General features: G+C 73.1%; 13 protein-coding genes. 10 read left to right on the top strand and 3 right to left on the bottom strand.

Annotated features, from left to right (window positions below; genetic code table 11):
• From ACIQAC_RS23415 to ACIQAC_RS23370, 10 genes are all read left to right on the top strand, one after another.
• Positions 1-1,257 (top strand): ATP-grasp domain-containing protein, encoded by a 1,257-nt coding sequence (locus ACIQAC_RS23415; protein ID WP_402193872.1) that lies wholly within the window; start codon positions 1-3, stop codon positions 1,255-1,257.
• 278 nt (positions 1,258-1,535) lie between these two features.
• A complete protein-coding gene (locus ACIQAC_RS23410; protein WP_402193958.1) occupies positions 1,536-2,333 on the top strand; it encodes a Rossmann-like domain-containing protein in 798 nt (265 codons plus the stop codon).
• The gene (locus ACIQAC_RS23405; RefSeq protein WP_402193870.1) at positions 2,330-3,424 is read left to right on the top strand and encodes a PLP-dependent cysteine synthase family protein; all 1,095 of its coding nucleotides are present in this window, start codon (positions 2,330-2,332) and stop codon (positions 3,422-3,424) included. Before ACIQAC_RS23410 ends, ACIQAC_RS23405 begins: the two co-directional genes overlap by 4 nt.
• Positions 3,421-4,476 (top strand): mandelate racemase/muconate lactonizing enzyme family protein, encoded by a 1,056-nt coding sequence (locus tag ACIQAC_RS23400; RefSeq protein WP_402193868.1) that lies wholly within the window; start codon positions 3,421-3,423, stop codon positions 4,474-4,476. Before ACIQAC_RS23405 ends, ACIQAC_RS23400 begins: the two co-directional genes overlap by 4 nt.
• Positions 4,473-5,723, top strand: a complete 1,251-nt coding sequence (locus ACIQAC_RS23395; protein WP_402193867.1) for an MFS transporter — start codon at positions 4,473-4,475, stop codon at positions 5,721-5,723. Before ACIQAC_RS23400 ends, ACIQAC_RS23395 begins: the two co-directional genes overlap by 4 nt.
• An 11-nt stretch (positions 5,724-5,734) precedes the next feature.
• Positions 5,735-6,514 (top strand): class I SAM-dependent methyltransferase, encoded by a 780-nt coding sequence (locus ACIQAC_RS23390; RefSeq protein ID WP_402193865.1) that lies wholly within the window; start codon positions 5,735-5,737, stop codon positions 6,512-6,514.
• A gap of 36 nt (positions 6,515-6,550) precedes the next feature.
• Positions 6,551-8,128, top strand: a complete 1,578-nt coding sequence (locus ACIQAC_RS23385; protein WP_402193864.1) for an ABC transporter substrate-binding protein — start codon at positions 6,551-6,553, stop codon at positions 8,126-8,128.
• A 2-nt stretch (positions 8,129-8,130) separates the two neighbouring features.
• A complete protein-coding gene (locus tag ACIQAC_RS23380; RefSeq protein ID WP_402193956.1) occupies positions 8,131-9,084 on the top strand; it encodes an ABC transporter permease in 954 nt (317 codons plus the stop codon).
• Complete coding sequence (locus ACIQAC_RS23375) at positions 9,084-9,911, top strand: ABC transporter permease (RefSeq protein WP_402193862.1); 828 nt, start codon at positions 9,084-9,086, stop codon at positions 9,909-9,911. The genes ACIQAC_RS23380 and ACIQAC_RS23375 overlap by 1 nt, the downstream gene beginning before the upstream one ends.
• Positions 9,908-11,470: an ABC transporter ATP-binding protein gene (locus ACIQAC_RS23370; RefSeq protein WP_402193860.1), complete on the top strand. Its 1,563-nt coding sequence runs from the start codon at positions 9,908-9,910 to the stop codon at positions 11,468-11,470. Before ACIQAC_RS23375 ends, ACIQAC_RS23370 begins: the two co-directional genes overlap by 4 nt.
• Here the strand turns inward: ACIQAC_RS23370 and ACIQAC_RS23365 are convergent.
• From ACIQAC_RS23365 to ACIQAC_RS23355, 3 genes are all read right to left on the bottom strand, one after another.
• Positions 11,428-12,381: a methionyl-tRNA formyltransferase gene (locus ACIQAC_RS23365; protein WP_402193858.1), complete on the bottom strand. Its 954-nt coding sequence runs from the start codon at positions 12,379-12,381 to the stop codon at positions 11,428-11,430. The genes ACIQAC_RS23370 and ACIQAC_RS23365 overlap by 43 nt on opposite strands.
• Positions 12,382-12,475: 94 nt before the next feature.
• A complete protein-coding gene (locus tag ACIQAC_RS23360; protein ID WP_402193857.1) occupies positions 12,476-13,996 on the bottom strand; it encodes an amidohydrolase in 1,521 nt (506 codons plus the stop codon).
• Between the two features lie 29 nt (positions 13,997-14,025).
• Positions 14,026-15,858: a glycoside hydrolase family 15 protein gene (locus ACIQAC_RS23355; protein ID WP_402193855.1), complete on the bottom strand. Its 1,833-nt coding sequence runs from the start codon at positions 15,856-15,858 to the stop codon at positions 14,026-14,028.
• Between the last annotated feature and the right edge of the window lie 85 nt (positions 15,859-15,943).

Below are 15,943 nucleotides of genomic sequence, written 5' to 3'. Positions count from 1 at the left end.
GTGGGTCATCTGCTGGTGGTCGAGAGCTGGGTCGGCTCGATGAGCAGGCTGCTGCCACGCGCGATTCGGGAGGCGGGCCACGAGTTCACCTTCCTCACTCGTGACCTGCACCACTATCTGCGCTCGGCGCCGGAGGGGACCGCGCATCCACTGCTCGGGGCGCGCCATGTGCTCACCGCCGACACCAACGACCCGGCGACCCTGCTGCCCGAGGTCGAGCGGCTGCACGCGGTACTGGGCTTCGACGGGGTGGTCACGTCCTGCGACTACTACCTGCCGACGGTCGCGCGGATCGCCGGCCGGCTCGGGCTGCCGGGACCGGGCCTCGAGGCCGTCGAGAACGCCTGCCGCAAGGACGCCACACGCCGCGTTCTCGCCGAGGCCGGGGTGCCCGGTCCGCGGTTCGCCGTGCACGCCGAGTGGGCCGAAGTGGATCGGGCCGCACGCGAGATCGGCTATCCGCTGGTGATCAAGCCCGTGGACCTGTGCGCGGGCATGTTCGTGCGCAAGGTGGCCGACGAGACCGAACTCGCCGCTGCCTTCCGTGCGTTGGCCGAGTTCCCGGTCAACGCACGCGGCCAGCGCCGCGACCCGGCCGTACTCCTCGAAGAGCTGCTGGACGGGCCCGAGGTGAGCGTCGAGACCGTGTCGTACGGCGGTACGGTCGAGGTGATCGGTGTGACCGACAAGAGTGTCGGCGGCGCGCCCGCGTTCATCGAGACGGGCCACATGTTCCCGGCCGCTCTCCCGCCCGCCGATCTGGACGACGCCGAACGCACCGCGCTGGACGCGCTGAAGGCGCTCGGCCTCATGGACGGCGTGGTCGCGCACACCGAGATCAAGCTGACCTCCGCCGGACCCCGTCTCGTCGAGGTCAACCCGCGTCCCGCCGGCAACCGCATCACCGAGCTCGTACGCCATGTCACCGGCATCGATCTCGCCGCCGCCTGCGTCGACGTGGCCCTCGGCCGGACACCCGACCTGCGGCGCACGGACACCGGGCTGCGCAGCGCGGCCATCGGCTTCCTCGTCCCCGACCGCACGGGCACCCTCCACACCCTCGACGCCGACGGACTCGTCAACGCCCCCGGCGTTCTGGAGGTGCAGCTCGCCGAGCCCGGCAAGGCGGTCAGGGCGGCGGGCAGCAACAACGAGTACCTCGGGCACGTGATGGCGGGAGACGCCGACGGGCCCGGCGCACGGGCCCGCGTCGAGGAACTGCTGGACGGACTGCGGGCGGGACTGGTGATCCGGTGACGACCGCCGACCTCTGTACGTCCACCACCCCTGACCCTGCCTCGGGCTCCGGCGGCGTCCAACTCCCAGCATCCGACGCTGCCGCGGGCTCAACCCCTGCCCGCGTCCCGGCCCCTGCCGCCGTCCCCCGCCAGGACTCCGCCCTCGCCCTCGTCCCCGGCGCCCACCCCGAGGTGCTGGCCGCCCTCGCCCTCGCCCCCGGCGCGGACTCCGCCCCCGCCCCCGTCCCCGGTACGGACTCCGCCCCCGATTCGGCCAACCTCTCCCTCCCCGCCCTCATCGCCCGCGTCCGCTCCGGTGCCCACGGACCCGACCCCGCCACCACCCGTATCTCCGTCGCCTTCACCACCCGGCAGGCCGTCCGGCACGACGGACGGGCCGGTGGATACCGCAACGAGGTGCTCAGCGTCCGTCTCGCCGAAGCCGTCGGCTCCTGCGCGGTCGAGCCGGGCGAGCTGCCCGACGACGCGCTCGGCGACTGTGTCGGCGCGGATGTGGCGAGCCTCCTGGAGCACCCGCTGACCCCGGTCCGCGTGGCCGCCCTCGACGCCTACCTCATGCACGTCCGCCCCCACACGCCCGCGCACGGAGCCCACCCGGTGCGCCTGCCCGCCGGGTCGTCCCTGGAGAAGTCCCGGGCCCGCGCGCGTGCCGTGGTGGACCTGATCGACCTGCCCGCCGGGGCCACCGTGCTGGTCGTCGGGGTCGTCAACTCTCTGCTGGAGGCGCTGCGTTCGCGTGGCCTCGGCACGTTGCCGTGCGACCTCAAGGGCGGGGTCACCGAGTGGGGCGACCCGGTCGTCACCGACGCCCTCGCCGCCGCCGACCACTGCGACGCGCTGCTCGTGTCCGGGATGACCCTCGGCAACGGCACCTTCGACGCCCTGCGCCGCCACGCGCTCACCCACCACAAGCAGCTCGTCATGTTCGCCCAGACCGGCAGCGCCGTCCTGCCCCGGTTCCTCGGCCACGGCGTCACCGCGGTCTGCGCCGAGCCCTACCCGTTCTTCTGGCTCGACGGCGGCCCCGGCGTCATCCACCGCTACACCGGACCGGGACCCGGAGGCGCACGATGACCGTCACCGACGTACACGTCACGGCCCGGCCCGAGCTGCTCGCCCTGCTCGGGCGGACCCCGCTCGCGCGCATCACGGCCCAGCTGCCGCAGCCGCACCCGGGTTTCTGGGCCAAGCTCGAAGGGCTCGGCGCCGGCGGGATGAAGGCGCGGGCCGCCGTGTCGATGCTGCTCGGCGCCCGTGAACGCGGCGAACTGCGGCCCGGCGCCCCCGTGGTGGAGTCCACCTCCGGCACCCTCGGTGTCGGCCTGGCCTTCGCCGGACAGGCCCTCGGCCATCCGGTCGTGCTGGTCGCGGACAGTGAACTGGAGCCGTCCATGCGGCAGTTGCTGCGCGCCCACGGCGTCCGTCTGGAGATCGTGGACCGCCCGGCGGCACAGGGCGGCTGGCAGGCGGCCCGCCTCGCCAGGACGCGCGAACTGCTCGCCGTACTGCCCGACGCCTACTGGCCCGACCAGTACAACAACCCCGACAACGCCGCCGGTTACGCCTCCCTCGCCGCCGAACTGGCCGTCGAGCTGGACCACCTGGACATCCTGGTGTGCAGCGTCGGCACCGGGGGACACAGCGCGGGCATCGTCGCCCCGCTGCGCCGTCACTGGCCGCGGCTGCGGCTCGTCGGCGTCGACGCGACCGGCTCCACCATCTTCGGCCAGCCCGCCCGACCCCGCCTCATGCGCGGCCTGGGCAGCAGCATCCATCCGCGCAACGTCGCCTACGACGCGTTCGACGAGGTGCACTGGATCGGCCCCGCCGAGGCCGTGGACAGCTGTCGCCGGCTCGCCCGGGACAGCTTCGTCACCGGCGGCTGGAGCACCGGCGCGGTCGCCCGCGTCGCCGCCTGGGCCGCCCGCGTCCACCCCGGCGCGATCGTCGCCACCGTCTTCCCGGACGGCCCGCACCGCTACCTCGGCACGGTCTACGACGACGACTTCACCACCGCGCACGGACTCGACCCCGCCACCGCCGCCACCCGCCCGGTGGAGATCCCGCACCCGCACGCCGCCGAGGCCACCGGCTGGGTCCGCTGCACCCGAGTCGCCGACCCCCTCGACACCGCCACGCTCCACACCACGAAAGACACCCTGTGAAGGCCACCCGGCGCACCGTCCGGCTCGAACTCACCGAGCCGCTGCGCATCTCCCGCTCCACCATGTCCGCCCGCGACGCCGTATGGCTGACCCTCGAACACGACGGGCTGTACGGCCATGGAGAGGCCGTCACCAGCGTCTACTACGGCCTCGACGCCCGTTTCCTGGAAGGGCGGTTCGCCGCCCTGGACCCGGCGCGGTTCCCCGACCCCGAGAGCGCCCTCGAAGCCCTGCGGGCGGGGGAGTGGGCCGCGGGCGACACCCCGCCCGCCGTCACCGCCGCCGTGGACGCGGCCCTGCTCGACCTGGTCGGCAAGCGGGCCGGCCGCCCCGTCCACACCCTGCTCGGCGCGCCCGCCGCGCCGGTCGCCGCCACCGCCCGCACGATCGGCATCACCGACCCCGTGCACGCCGCCGCCCAGGCACGCGCACTCGCCGCGAACGGCTTCCGGATCCTCAAGCTCAAGGCCGGCACACCCGACCCCGAGGACGACATCGAACGGGTCCGCGTGGTCCGCGACGCCGCCCCCGCCGTCCGGATCCTCCTCGACCCCAACGGCGCCTGGACCGTCCCACAGGCCGAGGCGCTGCTGCCGCGCTACGCCGAACTCGGGGTCGAGGCCGTCGAACAGCCCCTCGCCCCCGGCGACCCGGAGGCCCTGGCCCGGCTCGCCGAACGCTCACCACTGCCCGTCGTCGCCGACGAGGACGCCGTGAGCCTCGACGACGTCCGCCGGCTCGCCGGACGAGTCCACGGAGTCAACGTCAAACTCGCCAAGTGCGGTGGTGTGCATGCCGCGTTGCGCATCGCCGAGACGGTCGAGGGCAGCGGAACCGAGCTGATGCTCGGCTGCCTCACCGCGAGCAGCCTCGGCCTCGCGCCCGCGGTCCACCTGGCCGACCGGGCCCGCTGGGCCGACCTCGACGGCCATCTGCTGCTCGCGCACGACCCGTGGACCGGCATCGGAGGCACCGACGGACTCGTCCGCGCAAGTGACCGGCCGGGCCTCGGAGTCGAGGAGATAACCCGGCAGGAGGTGTCGGCCGCGTGAGCACCCTCTCCGAGATAGGCCGCTTCCCGCTCGCCGTACGGCTCCTCCTGGTCAACCAGCTCGGCGTCAACATCGGCTTCTACCTGCTCATCCCCTACCTGGCGACCCATCTCACCGAGAACCTCGGGATGTCCGCCGCGGTCGTCGGCATCGTGCTCGGCGTACGCAACCTCAGCCAGCAGGGCCTGTTCATCATCGGCGGCTCCGCCTCCGACCGGCTCGGCGCACGCGGCGTCATCATCGCCGGGTGCGCCCTGCGGACCGTCGGCTTCGGACTGTTCGCGCTCGGCGACAGCCTGACCGTGCTCCTCGCCGCGTCCGTGCTGAGCGGACTCGCGGGGGCGCTGTTCAACCCGGCCGTGCGGGCCTATCTCGCGCAGGAGGCCGGGGACGACAAGGCCGAGGTGTTCGCGCTGTTCAACGTGTTCGCCACCACCGGCGCCCTGATCGGCCCCCTGCTCGGCAGCGCGCTCCTGCTCGTCGACTTCCGCACCTCGGCGCTCACCGCCGCCGCCGTCTTCGCCGTGCTGACCGTCGCGCAGGCCCTGGTCCTGCCCGGCCGGGAGGTCCAGCCGGGCAAGGCCGGGGTCCTCGCCGACTGGCGCGAAGTCCTCGGCAACCGGGCCTTCCTCGCCTTCGCACTCGCCATGGTCGGCATGTTCACCCTGGAGAACCAGCTCTACCTGCTGCTCCCCGCCGGCGCCCGGCACGCCACCGGCTGGGACGGCGCGGCCGGCCTGGTCTTCCTGGTCGGCACCCTCGCCAACCTCGCCCTGCAACTGCGCATCACCAGAGCGCTCAAGAGCCGCGGCAGCAGGGCCCGTTGGATCTCCGCCGGACTCTCTCTGATGGCCCTGGCCTTTCTCCCACCGGCCCTGGTCGGCAACGCGTCCGGTGGTCCCGACGGCACCGCCGACGCCGTACTGCGCGCCCTGCCCGTCCTGACCGGCGCCCTGCTCCTCCACGTCGGCGTGATGATCGCCCAGCCGTTCGTGATGGAACTGATCCCCGGCTTCGGCCGCCCCGAACTCACCGGCACCTACTACGGGATCTTCTACGTCGTCTCCGGCATCGCCGCCGCCGTCGGCAACACGGTCGTCGGCTGGGCCATGGACGCCGGCGAGAGCGGCGCCGGATGGCTGCCCTGGGCGGCCTGCGCCCTGTTCGGACTGGCCTCCGCCCTCGGCGTCGGATGGCTGCACCGCCGCGACGCCCTGCCCCGGCCCGCCGTACCGGCCGTCGTGTGAGGGGGAGCCGGATGACCGCGCACAACCTGCTCACCGACAACCCCGAGCTGTACGAGGCCCGCTTCCCCGACCCCGACCGGCTCGCGGCACGCTGGACCGAGGACTGTCTGCGCCGCCACCGGGCGGGCCCCCGCGTCCTCGACCTCGGCTGCGGCACCGGCCGGGACGCCGCCCACCTGCACGGCGGCGGCCGTACGGTCACGGGCGCCGACCTGTCCGAGGCGATGCTCGACCACGCCCGCACCCACCACCCGGGGCCGTCCTACGTCCACGCCGATCTGCACGACTTCGACCTGGGCGAGTTCGACGCCGCCACCTGCCTCGACAGCGCGCTGCTCTACTGCCACACCAACGACCAGCTCGCCGGCTTCCTCACGGCCTGCCACCGCGCACTCGCCCCCGGCGGGCTGCTCGTCGCCGAGATGCGCAACGGCGCCTACTTCCTGGGCCGTACGGACCTGCTGGACACACCGGCCGTCAACTCCTTCACCTGGCACGGCGTCCACTACCGCTCCACCACGACCCTCACCGTCGACCGCACCGCCCAACTGCTGCGCCGCGTCCGCGTCTGGACCTCCGCCGACGGTATGCCCCCGGTCGAACAGCGCTCCGCCTGGCGCCTGTTGTTCCCACAGGAAGCGCACGCCCTGCTCGCCGCACACGGCTTCGAGGTGCTCGAACTCCACGACGGCCCCGGCCCGCGCACCGAACCGCCCTGGCGCGAGGGACTGCTCCCGGGCTCCACGACGGACGCCGACCGGCTGCACCTGGTCGCCCGCCGCGCCCGCTGACCACCTCCCAAGTCCTCCGACACACAAGGAACCCTCATGCACGACAAGAACAGCCTCCCCGGCCTGCGCCGCCGGGGCTTCCTCGCCGCCACCGGCGCCGCCTCGCTCGGCGCGCTCGCCCTGACCGGCTGCGGCTCCACCGAGAACACGGCAGACGGCGGCAAGGACGACGGCACACCCAGGAAGGGCGGGCGACTGCGCGCCGCGTTCGCCGGCGGCGGCGCGAGCGAGACCCTCGACCCCCACCTCGCGAACCTCTTCCTCGACGTGGCCCGCGCGAAGGCCCTCTACGACAAGCTCGCCGACTACGGCCCCGACCTCGCCGCCCGGCCCCGCCTCGCCGAGAAGTGGGAGTCCAACAAGACCCTGGACCGCTGGCAGATCACCCTGCGCGACGCCACCTTCCACAACGGCACACCGGTCACCGCCGCCGACGTCCTCTACAGCTACCGCCGGATCGCCGACCCCGCCGGCGCCTACCGGGCCAAGGCCTCGCTGGAGCCCATCGACCTGGAGGCCAGCCGCGCCACCGGTGAACGGGGCATCGAGTTCGTCCTGAAGCGGCCGACCGCCGAATTCCCCAACATCCTGGCCGCGTTCGGCGCGTACATCGTCCCGGACGGGGCGAACGACTTCGACAAGAAGCCGGTCGGCTCCGGCCCGTTCCGGTTCGTCTCCTTCGCGCCCGGCCGCTCCGCAGTCTTCCGGCGCAACGACGCGTACTGGGAGGGCGCCCCGCACCTGGACGAGCTGGAGTTCGTCGTCGCCAACGAGGAGACCGCCCGGATCAACGCACTGCTCGGCGGCCAGGTGGAGTACGCCCACGAACTCAACCCCACCACCGGCCGCGCCCACGAGGGCAAGGGCCGGATCGAGATCGTCCGGCTGCGCAACAGCGCCATGCAGGCCTTCGCCATGAAGACCGACCGGCCGCCCTTCGACGACAAGCGGGTCCGCCAGGCGTTCTTCCTCATCGCCGACCGCCAGGAACTCCTCGACGGCGCCCTCTCCGGTGCCGGCGAGATCGGCAACGACCTCTTCGGCAAGGGCTACGAGTACTACGCCGACGGCCTGCCCCAGCGCGAACAGGACCTCGACAGGGCCCGCGCCCTGCTCAGGCAGGCCGGCGCCGAGGACCTGAAGGTCACCCTCGACACCTCCGCGGTCGCCGCCGGATTCACCGAGGCCGCCGGGATCTTCCGCGACCAGGCCAAGAAGGCCGGCGTCACCATCGACGTCAGAATGGGCAGCAAGGACTCCTACTGGAGCGACATCCTCGACTCCGGCACCCTGTCCTGCTACCGCTCCGGCGCCATGCCCATCGAGGCACACATCTCCCAGCGGCTGCTCACCGACTCCTCCACCAACGCCACCAAGTGGGCCCACAAGGACTTCGACGCCCAGTACCAGCAGGCCCAGTCCACCCGCGACGAGCAGGACCGCGCGGCCGTCTACGAGCGGATGCAGCGCCGCCTGTACACCGAGGGCGGCTTCCTGATCTGGGGCTTCGCCGACTGGATCCTCGGCACCGCCCGCACGGTCCGGGGCGTCGCCCGCGAGGCCCCCGCCAACACCCTGGACTGGGCCCGGTTCGACAAGGTGTGGCTCGCGTGACCCTGAGCCCCCGGGGCTCCTTCGTCGCCCGGCGGCTGCTGCTCGGCGCCGCCCAGACCGTGGCCGTGGTGCTGCTGGTCTTCGCGCTCACCGAGGCGCTGCCGGGCGACGCGGCCGTCGCGCTGGCGGGCGACCAGCCCGACCCGGCCCGGATCGCGGCGATCCGGGAGACCCTGCACCTGGACCGGCCGGCCCACGAACGGCTCGCCGACTGGGCGTACGGCCTGGCGCACGGCGACTTCGGCACCTCCCTGATCTCCGGCCGGCCCGTCGCCCAGTACCTCACCGACGGCTTCGGCCCCACCCTGCTGCTCGCCGGCCTCACCCTGGTCCTGCTGGTCCCGATCGGCTTCGGCCTCGGTGTGCTCGCCGCCCGCCACGAGGGACGGCCCGCCGACCGGCTGATCAGCTCCGCCACGCTCGCCGTCTACGCCGTACCGGAGTTCGCCCTCGGTGTGCTGCTCGTGACGGTCTTCGCGCTGCGCCTGGGCTGGCTGCCGCCGACCGCCGTCGGCCACGGCACCGACCTGCTCGCCCAGCCCGCCGTCCTCGTCCTGCCGGTCCTGGTCCTGCTGTCCCGGCCGGTCTGCTCGATCGCCCGCCTGGTCCGGGCCGGCATGGCCGAGGCGCTCTCCGCCCAGTACACCGTCCACGCCACGCGCCACGGCATCGGCGGTGCCCGGGTCCGCTACACCCACGCCCTGCCGAATGCCCTGGCACCGGCCGTGCAGCAGCTCGCCCGCACGGTGGACTGGCTGCTGTGCGGGGTGATCGTCGTGGAGGCCCTGTTCGTGATCCCCGGGCTCGGCACGGTACTGCTCAACGCAGTCGCCGAACGGGACGTGCCGGTCGTGCAGGGTCTCGCCGTGGTGTTCGGCGTACTCACCGTTGTGCTGAACCTGGGCGCCGACCTGGTGGCGCACCGGCTCACGCCACGGACGGGGGTGACCGCGTGATGTCCACGGCGGGCAGCAGGCCGTGGCGGTTCGCGGTGGCCGGGGTGGTCGTCGCCGTGCCGCTGGTGCTCGCGCTGTTCGGGCCACTGCTCGCGGGCGAACCCGGGCCGCGCTCCACGTCGTTCATGCTCGGCGACGGGCACTGGCTCGGTACCGACTTCGTGGGCCGGGACGTCTGGCAGCAGGTGCTGCACGGGGGGCGCCCTGTGGTGCTGACCGCGCTCGCGGCCACCGTGCTCGCCTACCTCGTGGCGTTCCCGGTCGGCGTCGCCGCCGCCCTCACCCGGCGCCGGGCGTGGGAGGAGCTGCTGATGCGGCCGCTGGACGTGCTGATCGCGGTGCCGTCGCTGCTGCTGATCCTGCTCGTGGCGTCTGTCGTCACGCCCGGTGCGGTGGGGCTCGCCCTGCTGGTCGCGCTGGTCAACGTGCCCGACGCGGCGCGGATCGTGCGGGTCGCCGCCGCGGAGGCCGCCGCCCGCCCCGCCGTCGAGGCGCTGCGGATGCAGGGGGAGACCTGGCGGCGGATCGCGGTCGGCCATGTCGGCCGGGCCATGCTGCGCACCCTCGCCGCCGACGCCGGCACCCGGCTCACCGGCGTGCTGTACCTGGTCGCGACGGCCGCCTTTCTCGGCGTCGGGGTCGCACCGGACGCCGCCGACTGGGCCGTGATGGTCGACCGCAACCGCACCGGGCTCTTTGTGCAGCCCTGGGCCGTGGTGGTGCCCGCCCTGCTGATCGTCGCGCTGACCATGGGCGCCAACCTGGTCTTCGACGCGGCACTGGAGAGGCCCGGCCCCGACCGGGCACGGAAGGGACAACGCCGGTGAACGAACCCCAGACGCCCCTCGCCGAAGTGCGCGGCCTGCGCGTCGAGACCGACGGACGGACCCTGGTCGACGGTGTGCACCTGCGGATCCTGCCCGGCCGGGTGACGGCCCTGGTCGGCGCCTCCGGCAGCGGCAAGACCACTACCGGCCTTGCCCTGCTCGGCGAGTACCCGCCCGGCGCCCGCGTCACCGGCGACGTCGACGTGCCCGGCGGCCGGGTCGGATACGTGCCCCAGCACCCGGAGGCGGTCCTCAACCCGGCCCGCCGTGTCTCGGCGCTGCTCGACGACATCGCCCGCACCCAGGTCCGCGCACTGCCCCGCACCCGGCGCCGGGCAGCGGCCCGGGAGCGGGTCCTGCGAGCCCTGGAGGACGCACAACTACCCGACGGCGAGGAGCTGTTGAGGCGCTATCCGCACCAGCTGTCCGGCGGACAGCAACAGCGAGTCGTGCTGGCCCAGGCGCTGCTGTGCGGGGCCCGGATCGTCGTTGCCGACGAGCCCACCACCGGCCAGGACCCGCTCACCAAGAACCGGGTCGTTGGCGAACTGACGGCCCTGGCGGCACGCGGGGTCGGTGTGCTGCTCCTCAGCCACGACCTGGACGTCGTGCGCAGGCTGGCCGACGACGTCCTCGTGATGCGCGAGGGCCGGGTCGTGGAGTCGGGCCCGCCCGAACGGCTCTGGTCGGCACCCCGGCACCCCTGGACGCGACAGCTGCTCGACTCCCACGCACCGCCGCCCGAGCAGGAGCCCCGCGCCGGCGCGCAACCGGTACTGGAGGTACGGGAGTTGAGGGCACGGCACCACAACACAGTGGTCCTGCGGGTGCCCGGCCTCCACCTGAACGCCGGCGAATGCCTGGCCGTCGTGGGGCGTTCGGGCAGCGGCAAGACCACACTCGGGCGCTGTCTGGCCGGGCTCCACCGGGACCACGACGGGGAGGTCCTGCTCGACGGCGAGGCGCTGCCGCACAGCGTCCGACGACGTGACCGGGGCCAACTGGCCGCCGTGCAGTACGTGTTCCAGGACGCGAGGGCCGCCTTCGACGAGTTCCGCCCGGTCCTCGACCAGGTCGCCAGGACCGCCGTACGGCTGCGCGGCCTGGACCGGGAGAGTGCCGGGCGCGAGGCCCTCACCACGCTCGCCGCGCTCGGTCTGACCGCCGAACTGGCAGGTCGCCGCCCCGGCCGGCTCTCCGGCGGGGAGCTGCAACGTGCCGCCCTGGCACGGGCCCTGCTGGCCCGGCCCCGGGTCCTGGTCTGCGACGAGATCACCTCGGGACTGGACACCGTCACCCGGCGAGGCATCCTCGACGTCCTCACCGGTCTCGTCCGCGGGCGCGGCGATCTCTCCCTCGTGCTGATCACCCACGACCTGGACACGGCCCGGCTCGCCCACCGGATCGCCGTACTGGATGCGGGTGAAGTCGTCGAGGAGGGCCCGGCCCGGCGGATCCGCACCGGACCACGGCACCCCTTCACCGTCGCGCTGCTGGCGACGGCGGACGACCCGGGTCAGGGACGGGACGTGAGGTACCCGCCCATCGTGCGGAAGTAGTCGTTGGCCGCGTACTCCGTGCCGTCGTCCGTGCGCACCCGGCGGACCAGCAGCCCCCGGCACCGGCCGCTGTACGCCTCGGCGCCGGCGACGATCACCACACCGTCGCCCTCGCGGATGAAGATCCGGCCGGGTGTGCCGCCGTAGTACCCCTGCGACACGGCGGCCGACACGATCCGCAGCCGCTCCCCGCGGTGGAAGGCGTAGGCGTTGGGGTACGGGTCGGACTGCGCGCGCACCAGCCGCTCAAGGCGCTCGGCGGGCCAGGTCCAGTCGATCCGGCTGTCCTCGGCCGAGCGCTTGTGGAAGAACGTCGCCCGGGTGCGGTCCTGCGGTACCCACTGCCCGGCGTCCTGACCGGAGGCGATGAGGTCGAGGGACTCGCGGACGATCGGGGAGATCAGCGCGACCGTCCGGTGGAACAGGTCGGTCGCCGTGTCCTCGGGTCCGACCGGCACCGAACGCTGGACGAGGATGTCGCCCGCGTCCAGTTCGCCGTTCATCCGGTGCGCGGTCACGCCCACCCGCTGCTCGCCGTTGATCAGCGCCCAGATGATGGGGGAGAAGCCGGCGTACTGCGGCAGCAGCGAGTCGTGGACGTTGAGCGTGCCGTGCGGCGGGAGGTCGAACACCTCCGGCGGCAGCCAGGTACGCCAGTTGTTGGCGACGATGATGTCCGGGCGGGCGTCCCGCAGCGCGGTGAGCAGCTCCGGGTCGTCGGGGCGGTTGCGCAGCAGGACGGGAATGCCGTTCTTCTCCGCGAGTTCGGCGACCGAGTCGTCCCAGATTTTCTCGTACGCGTGCTCGCTCTTGGGGTGGGTGACGACGAGGACGGTCTCGTGGTCGGAGTCCAGCAGGGCCTGGAGCGTGCGGTGGCCCCAGGTCTGGTACCCGAACATGGCGACACGCATGACGTGTTCTCCCCTCCGGAGCAAACATTGCAAGGTAAGGCTTACCTTAACTAACAAGAGGCTGCGGGAGGGAGACCCCCCTCCCGCTTTCCCGTCACGACGTCCCGGGGCCCGGCCCGTGGGTGAACCGGCCGCCCAGCAGGGTCGCGTGCACCGGCATCGCGCGGAGCGTCGCCGCGTCGGCCTTCGGCGGATCCACGTCCACGACCACCAGGTCGGCCACGTCCCCCACCCGGATCGCCGCGCGCCCCCGCGCCGACGCCGTCAGCGCCGCGTCGAGCGGGACACGCTGCTCCGGATGCCAGGCCGGCCGCTCGTCGTCGGTACGGGTGACCGCCGCCGCGATGCCCAGCCACGGGTCCAGCGGCGAGACCGGCGCGTCCGAGCCGAACTCCAGCCGGGCGCCCGCGGCCAGCAGATCGCCGTACGCGAAGGCCCGTCCGGTGCGCCCGGCCCAGTGCCGGTCCGCCACGTCCCGGTCGTCCGTCGCGTGCGCCGGCTGCACACCCGCCGTCACCCCCAGCGCCGCGAACCGCGGCAGATCCGCCGCGGTGAGCAGCTGCGCGTGCTCGATCCGGCCCCGGCAGCCGACCTCGGCGAACGCGTCCAGGGCCACCGTGTTGGCGCGGTCGCCGATCGCGTGGACGGCCGGTTCGATGCCGTGCTCCGCCGCCCGCCGCATCAGCCGTACGAGATCGTCGTACGCGGTCTCCGCGATGCCGTACGCCTCCTCGGTGCCCTCCAGGCCGGGGTACGGGTCGCAGCACAGCGCGGTACGGGTGTTGAGCGAGCCGTCGGTGAACAGCTTGAGCGGGCCCACCCGCACCAGGCCGCCGGTGCCGGGCAGCACGTCACCCGTGCGGAGACCGGCCGCGACCGCCGCCTCCAGGTACCGGGGGTAGACGGTCGCGTCCACGCGGACGGCAGGAGTCCGGGTGGCCGTACGCCGGGTCCAGTCGGCGATGTTGTCCGCGAAGTGGAAGTCGACGACCCCGGTGACGCCACGGGCGGCCGCCGCCGCGCAGGCCTCGGCCACCCAGCGGTCCAGCACCTCCACCGGCACCTCGGGCAGCGCCGACACCGCCTCGAACGCGTCCCCCTCCCGCAGCAGACCCGTCGGATGCCCGCCCCGCCCGACGAGCGCCAGCGCGGCCGAGTTCAGCCACGCCGCGTGCAGATCCCCGCTGACCAGCGCCACCGGACGGGCCGGACTCACCACGTCGAGGAGGTCCTTGTGCGGCACGTCGGACCACAGCCCGTCCCGGAACCCGTAACCGACCAGCACCTCCGAGTCCGGCAGCCCGTCCGCATGACCCCGTACGGCCTCGGCGACCGCCCGCGCGGACTTCGGGCCCGCCAGATCGAGCCGGTGCCGCACACTCGCCCACTGCCCCAGATGCACATGCGCGTCCCACAGCCCCGGCAGCACGGTCCGCCCGTCCAGATCGAGTACGGCCGCCCCGTCGCCGGAGACGTCCTCGCCGACGGCGGTGATCCTGCCGTCCTCCACGCGCAGGGCGCCCAGCGGTCCGCCCGCACCCAGACGGACACGCGTCAGAGTCAGGGCCTCCTGGGGACGGTCGGCGCGTGCGGATATGCCGTCGGTGCTCGTCAACTGGGGCTCCAATGCGATGACGTGAGACTTCAGCCGAGTGCGCGGTCCAGGTTGAACGCCGCGCTGATCAGGGCGAGATGGGTGAAGGCCTGCGGGAAGTTCCCCTGCTGCTCACCCGTGTGACTGATCTCCTCGGCGTACAGACCCAGATGGTTCGCGTACGTCAGCATCTTCTCGAACGCCAGCCGCGCCTCGTCCACCCGGCCCGCGTGCACCATCGCCTCGACGTACCAGAAAGAGCAGATCGAGAACGTGCCCTCGTCGCCCTGGAGCCCGTCCGGGCTCGCCGCCGGGTCGTAGCGGTACACGAGCGAGTCGGAGACCAGCTCCTGGGTCAGCGCGTCCAGCGTCGACAGCCACTTCGGGTCGGTGGGCGCGATGAACTTCGTCAGCGGCATCATCAGCACCGCCGCGTCCAGCACCTCGCCGTCCTCGTGCTGAACGAACGCCTGCCGCCGCTCCGACCAGCCACGGCTCATGATCCGCCGGTAGATCGTGTCCCGGACCTCACGCCAGCGGACCAGATCGGCGGGCAGGCCACGCCGGTTGGCCATCCGCACTCCCCGCTCGATCGCCACCCAGCACATCAGCCGCGAGTACAGGAAGTTCTTCCGGCCGCCCCGGGTCTCCCAGATGCCCTCGTCCGGCTGGTCCCAGTTCGCGCACACCCACTCCACCAGCGCGCACACGTCGTCCCACTGGTCACTGGAGATCGGCGTCGCCCACTTGTCGTACAGATAGATCGAGTCGATGAGGGCGCCGTAGATGTCGAGCTGGAGCTGCTCGGCCGCAGCGTTCCCCACACGCACCGGAGCCGAGCCCAGATGGCCCTCCAGATGCTCCAGTTCCTGCTCCGGCAGGTCGGTGCGGCCGTCGATGCCGTACATGATCTGGAGCGGACCCGACGGCCTGCCGTCCCCCGGACTGATGTGCCGGGTGAGGAACTCCATGAACTCCCGGGCCTCCTGGGTGAAGCCCAGCCGCAGCAGCGCGTACACGGCGAAGGCGGCGTCACGGACCCAGACATAGCGGTAGTCCCAGTTGCGCTCGCCGCCGAGCTGCTCGGGCAGGCTCGTCGTCGGCGCCGCCACGATGGCACCCGTCGGCGCGTACGTCAGGAGCTTCAGCGTGAGCGCCGAGCGGTGCACCATCTCCCGCCAGCGGCCCCGGTACTTGGACGAGGAAAGCCAGTGCCGCCAGTACGCCACCGTCGTCGCGAACTGCTCCTCCGCCTCACCGCTCGCACAGCCGCGCGGCGGCACCTCGTCACCGACCTGGTCCAGCGCGAACACCGCCGTCTCGCCCTCGGCCAGCTTGAACTCCGCCCGCGCGTCCGGGCCGTCCGCCTCCAGCGGGACCGTGGCGGTCAGCGCGATCGACAGCTGCGCGCACCGGAAGACGGCCGTGCCGTCCACCATGTGCAGGGTGTGCGGCTGAGCGCCGTACTCGAAACGCGGGGCGACCCGCGCCCGGAACGCGACCGAACCGCGCACACAGACCACACGCCGGATCAGCCGATGCCGGTCCGTCTTCTCCTCCCCACCGCCGACCGGCATGAAGTCCTGCACTTCACCGACGCCCTCCTCGGTGAAGAACCGGGTGATCAGGACGTTGGTGTCCGGGAAGTAGAACTGCCTGGTCCGGGCCGCGCCGACGGCCGCCAGCTCGAAGGCGCCGCCGCGCTCGGCGTCCAGGATCGCGGCGAAGACGCTGGGGGCGTCGAAGGAGGGGCAGCAGTACCAGTCGATCGTGCCGTCCGTGCCGACCAGGGCGACGCTGCGGAGGTCGCCGATCAGGCCGTGTTCGGAGATCGGCACGTAGCGGCTGCCGCCGGGGGCGTCGGTCGTTGTGGTGCCGGTCATGGGGTGCCTTCCCTGTCGGGGGTGTACAGGCTGTTCCAGCTTAGGTGGCAATCCTTGTCGGGGCCGGGTGCCGGGATCGGGCAGG

Source organism: Streptomyces sp. NPDC088387, assembly GCF_044753385.1.
Lineage (GTDB): Bacteria > Actinomycetota > Actinomycetes > Streptomycetales > Streptomycetaceae > Streptomyces.
Note: the sequence above shows the minus strand (reverse complement) of the source record. Positions and strands in the feature narration are given on the sequence as shown.

What these genes read in the sequence shown, in the direction of transcription:
- ACIQAC_RS23405 (WP_402193870.1), top strand. Translation starts at nt 2,330, where the DNA reads ATGACCGTCACCGACGTACACGTCACGGCCCGGCCCGAGCTGCTCGCC.
- ACIQAC_RS23390 (WP_402193865.1), top strand. Translation starts at nt 5,735, where the DNA reads ATGACCGCGCACAACCTGCTCACCGACAACCCCGAGCTGTACGAGGCC.
- ACIQAC_RS23385 (WP_402193864.1), top strand. Translation starts at nt 6,551, where the DNA reads ATGCACGACAAGAACAGCCTCCCCGGCCTGCGCCGCCGGGGCTTCCTC.
- ACIQAC_RS23375 (WP_402193862.1), top strand. Translation starts at nt 9,084, where the DNA reads ATGTCCACGGCGGGCAGCAGGCCGTGGCGGTTCGCGGTGGCCGGGGTG.
- ACIQAC_RS23365 (WP_402193858.1), bottom strand. Translation starts at nt 12,381, where the DNA reads ATGCGTGTCGCCATGTTCGGGTACCAGACCTGGGGCCACCGCACGCTC.
- ACIQAC_RS23355 (WP_402193855.1), bottom strand. Translation starts at nt 15,858, where the DNA reads ATGACCGGCACCACAACGACCGACGCCCCCGGCGGCAGCCGCTACGTG.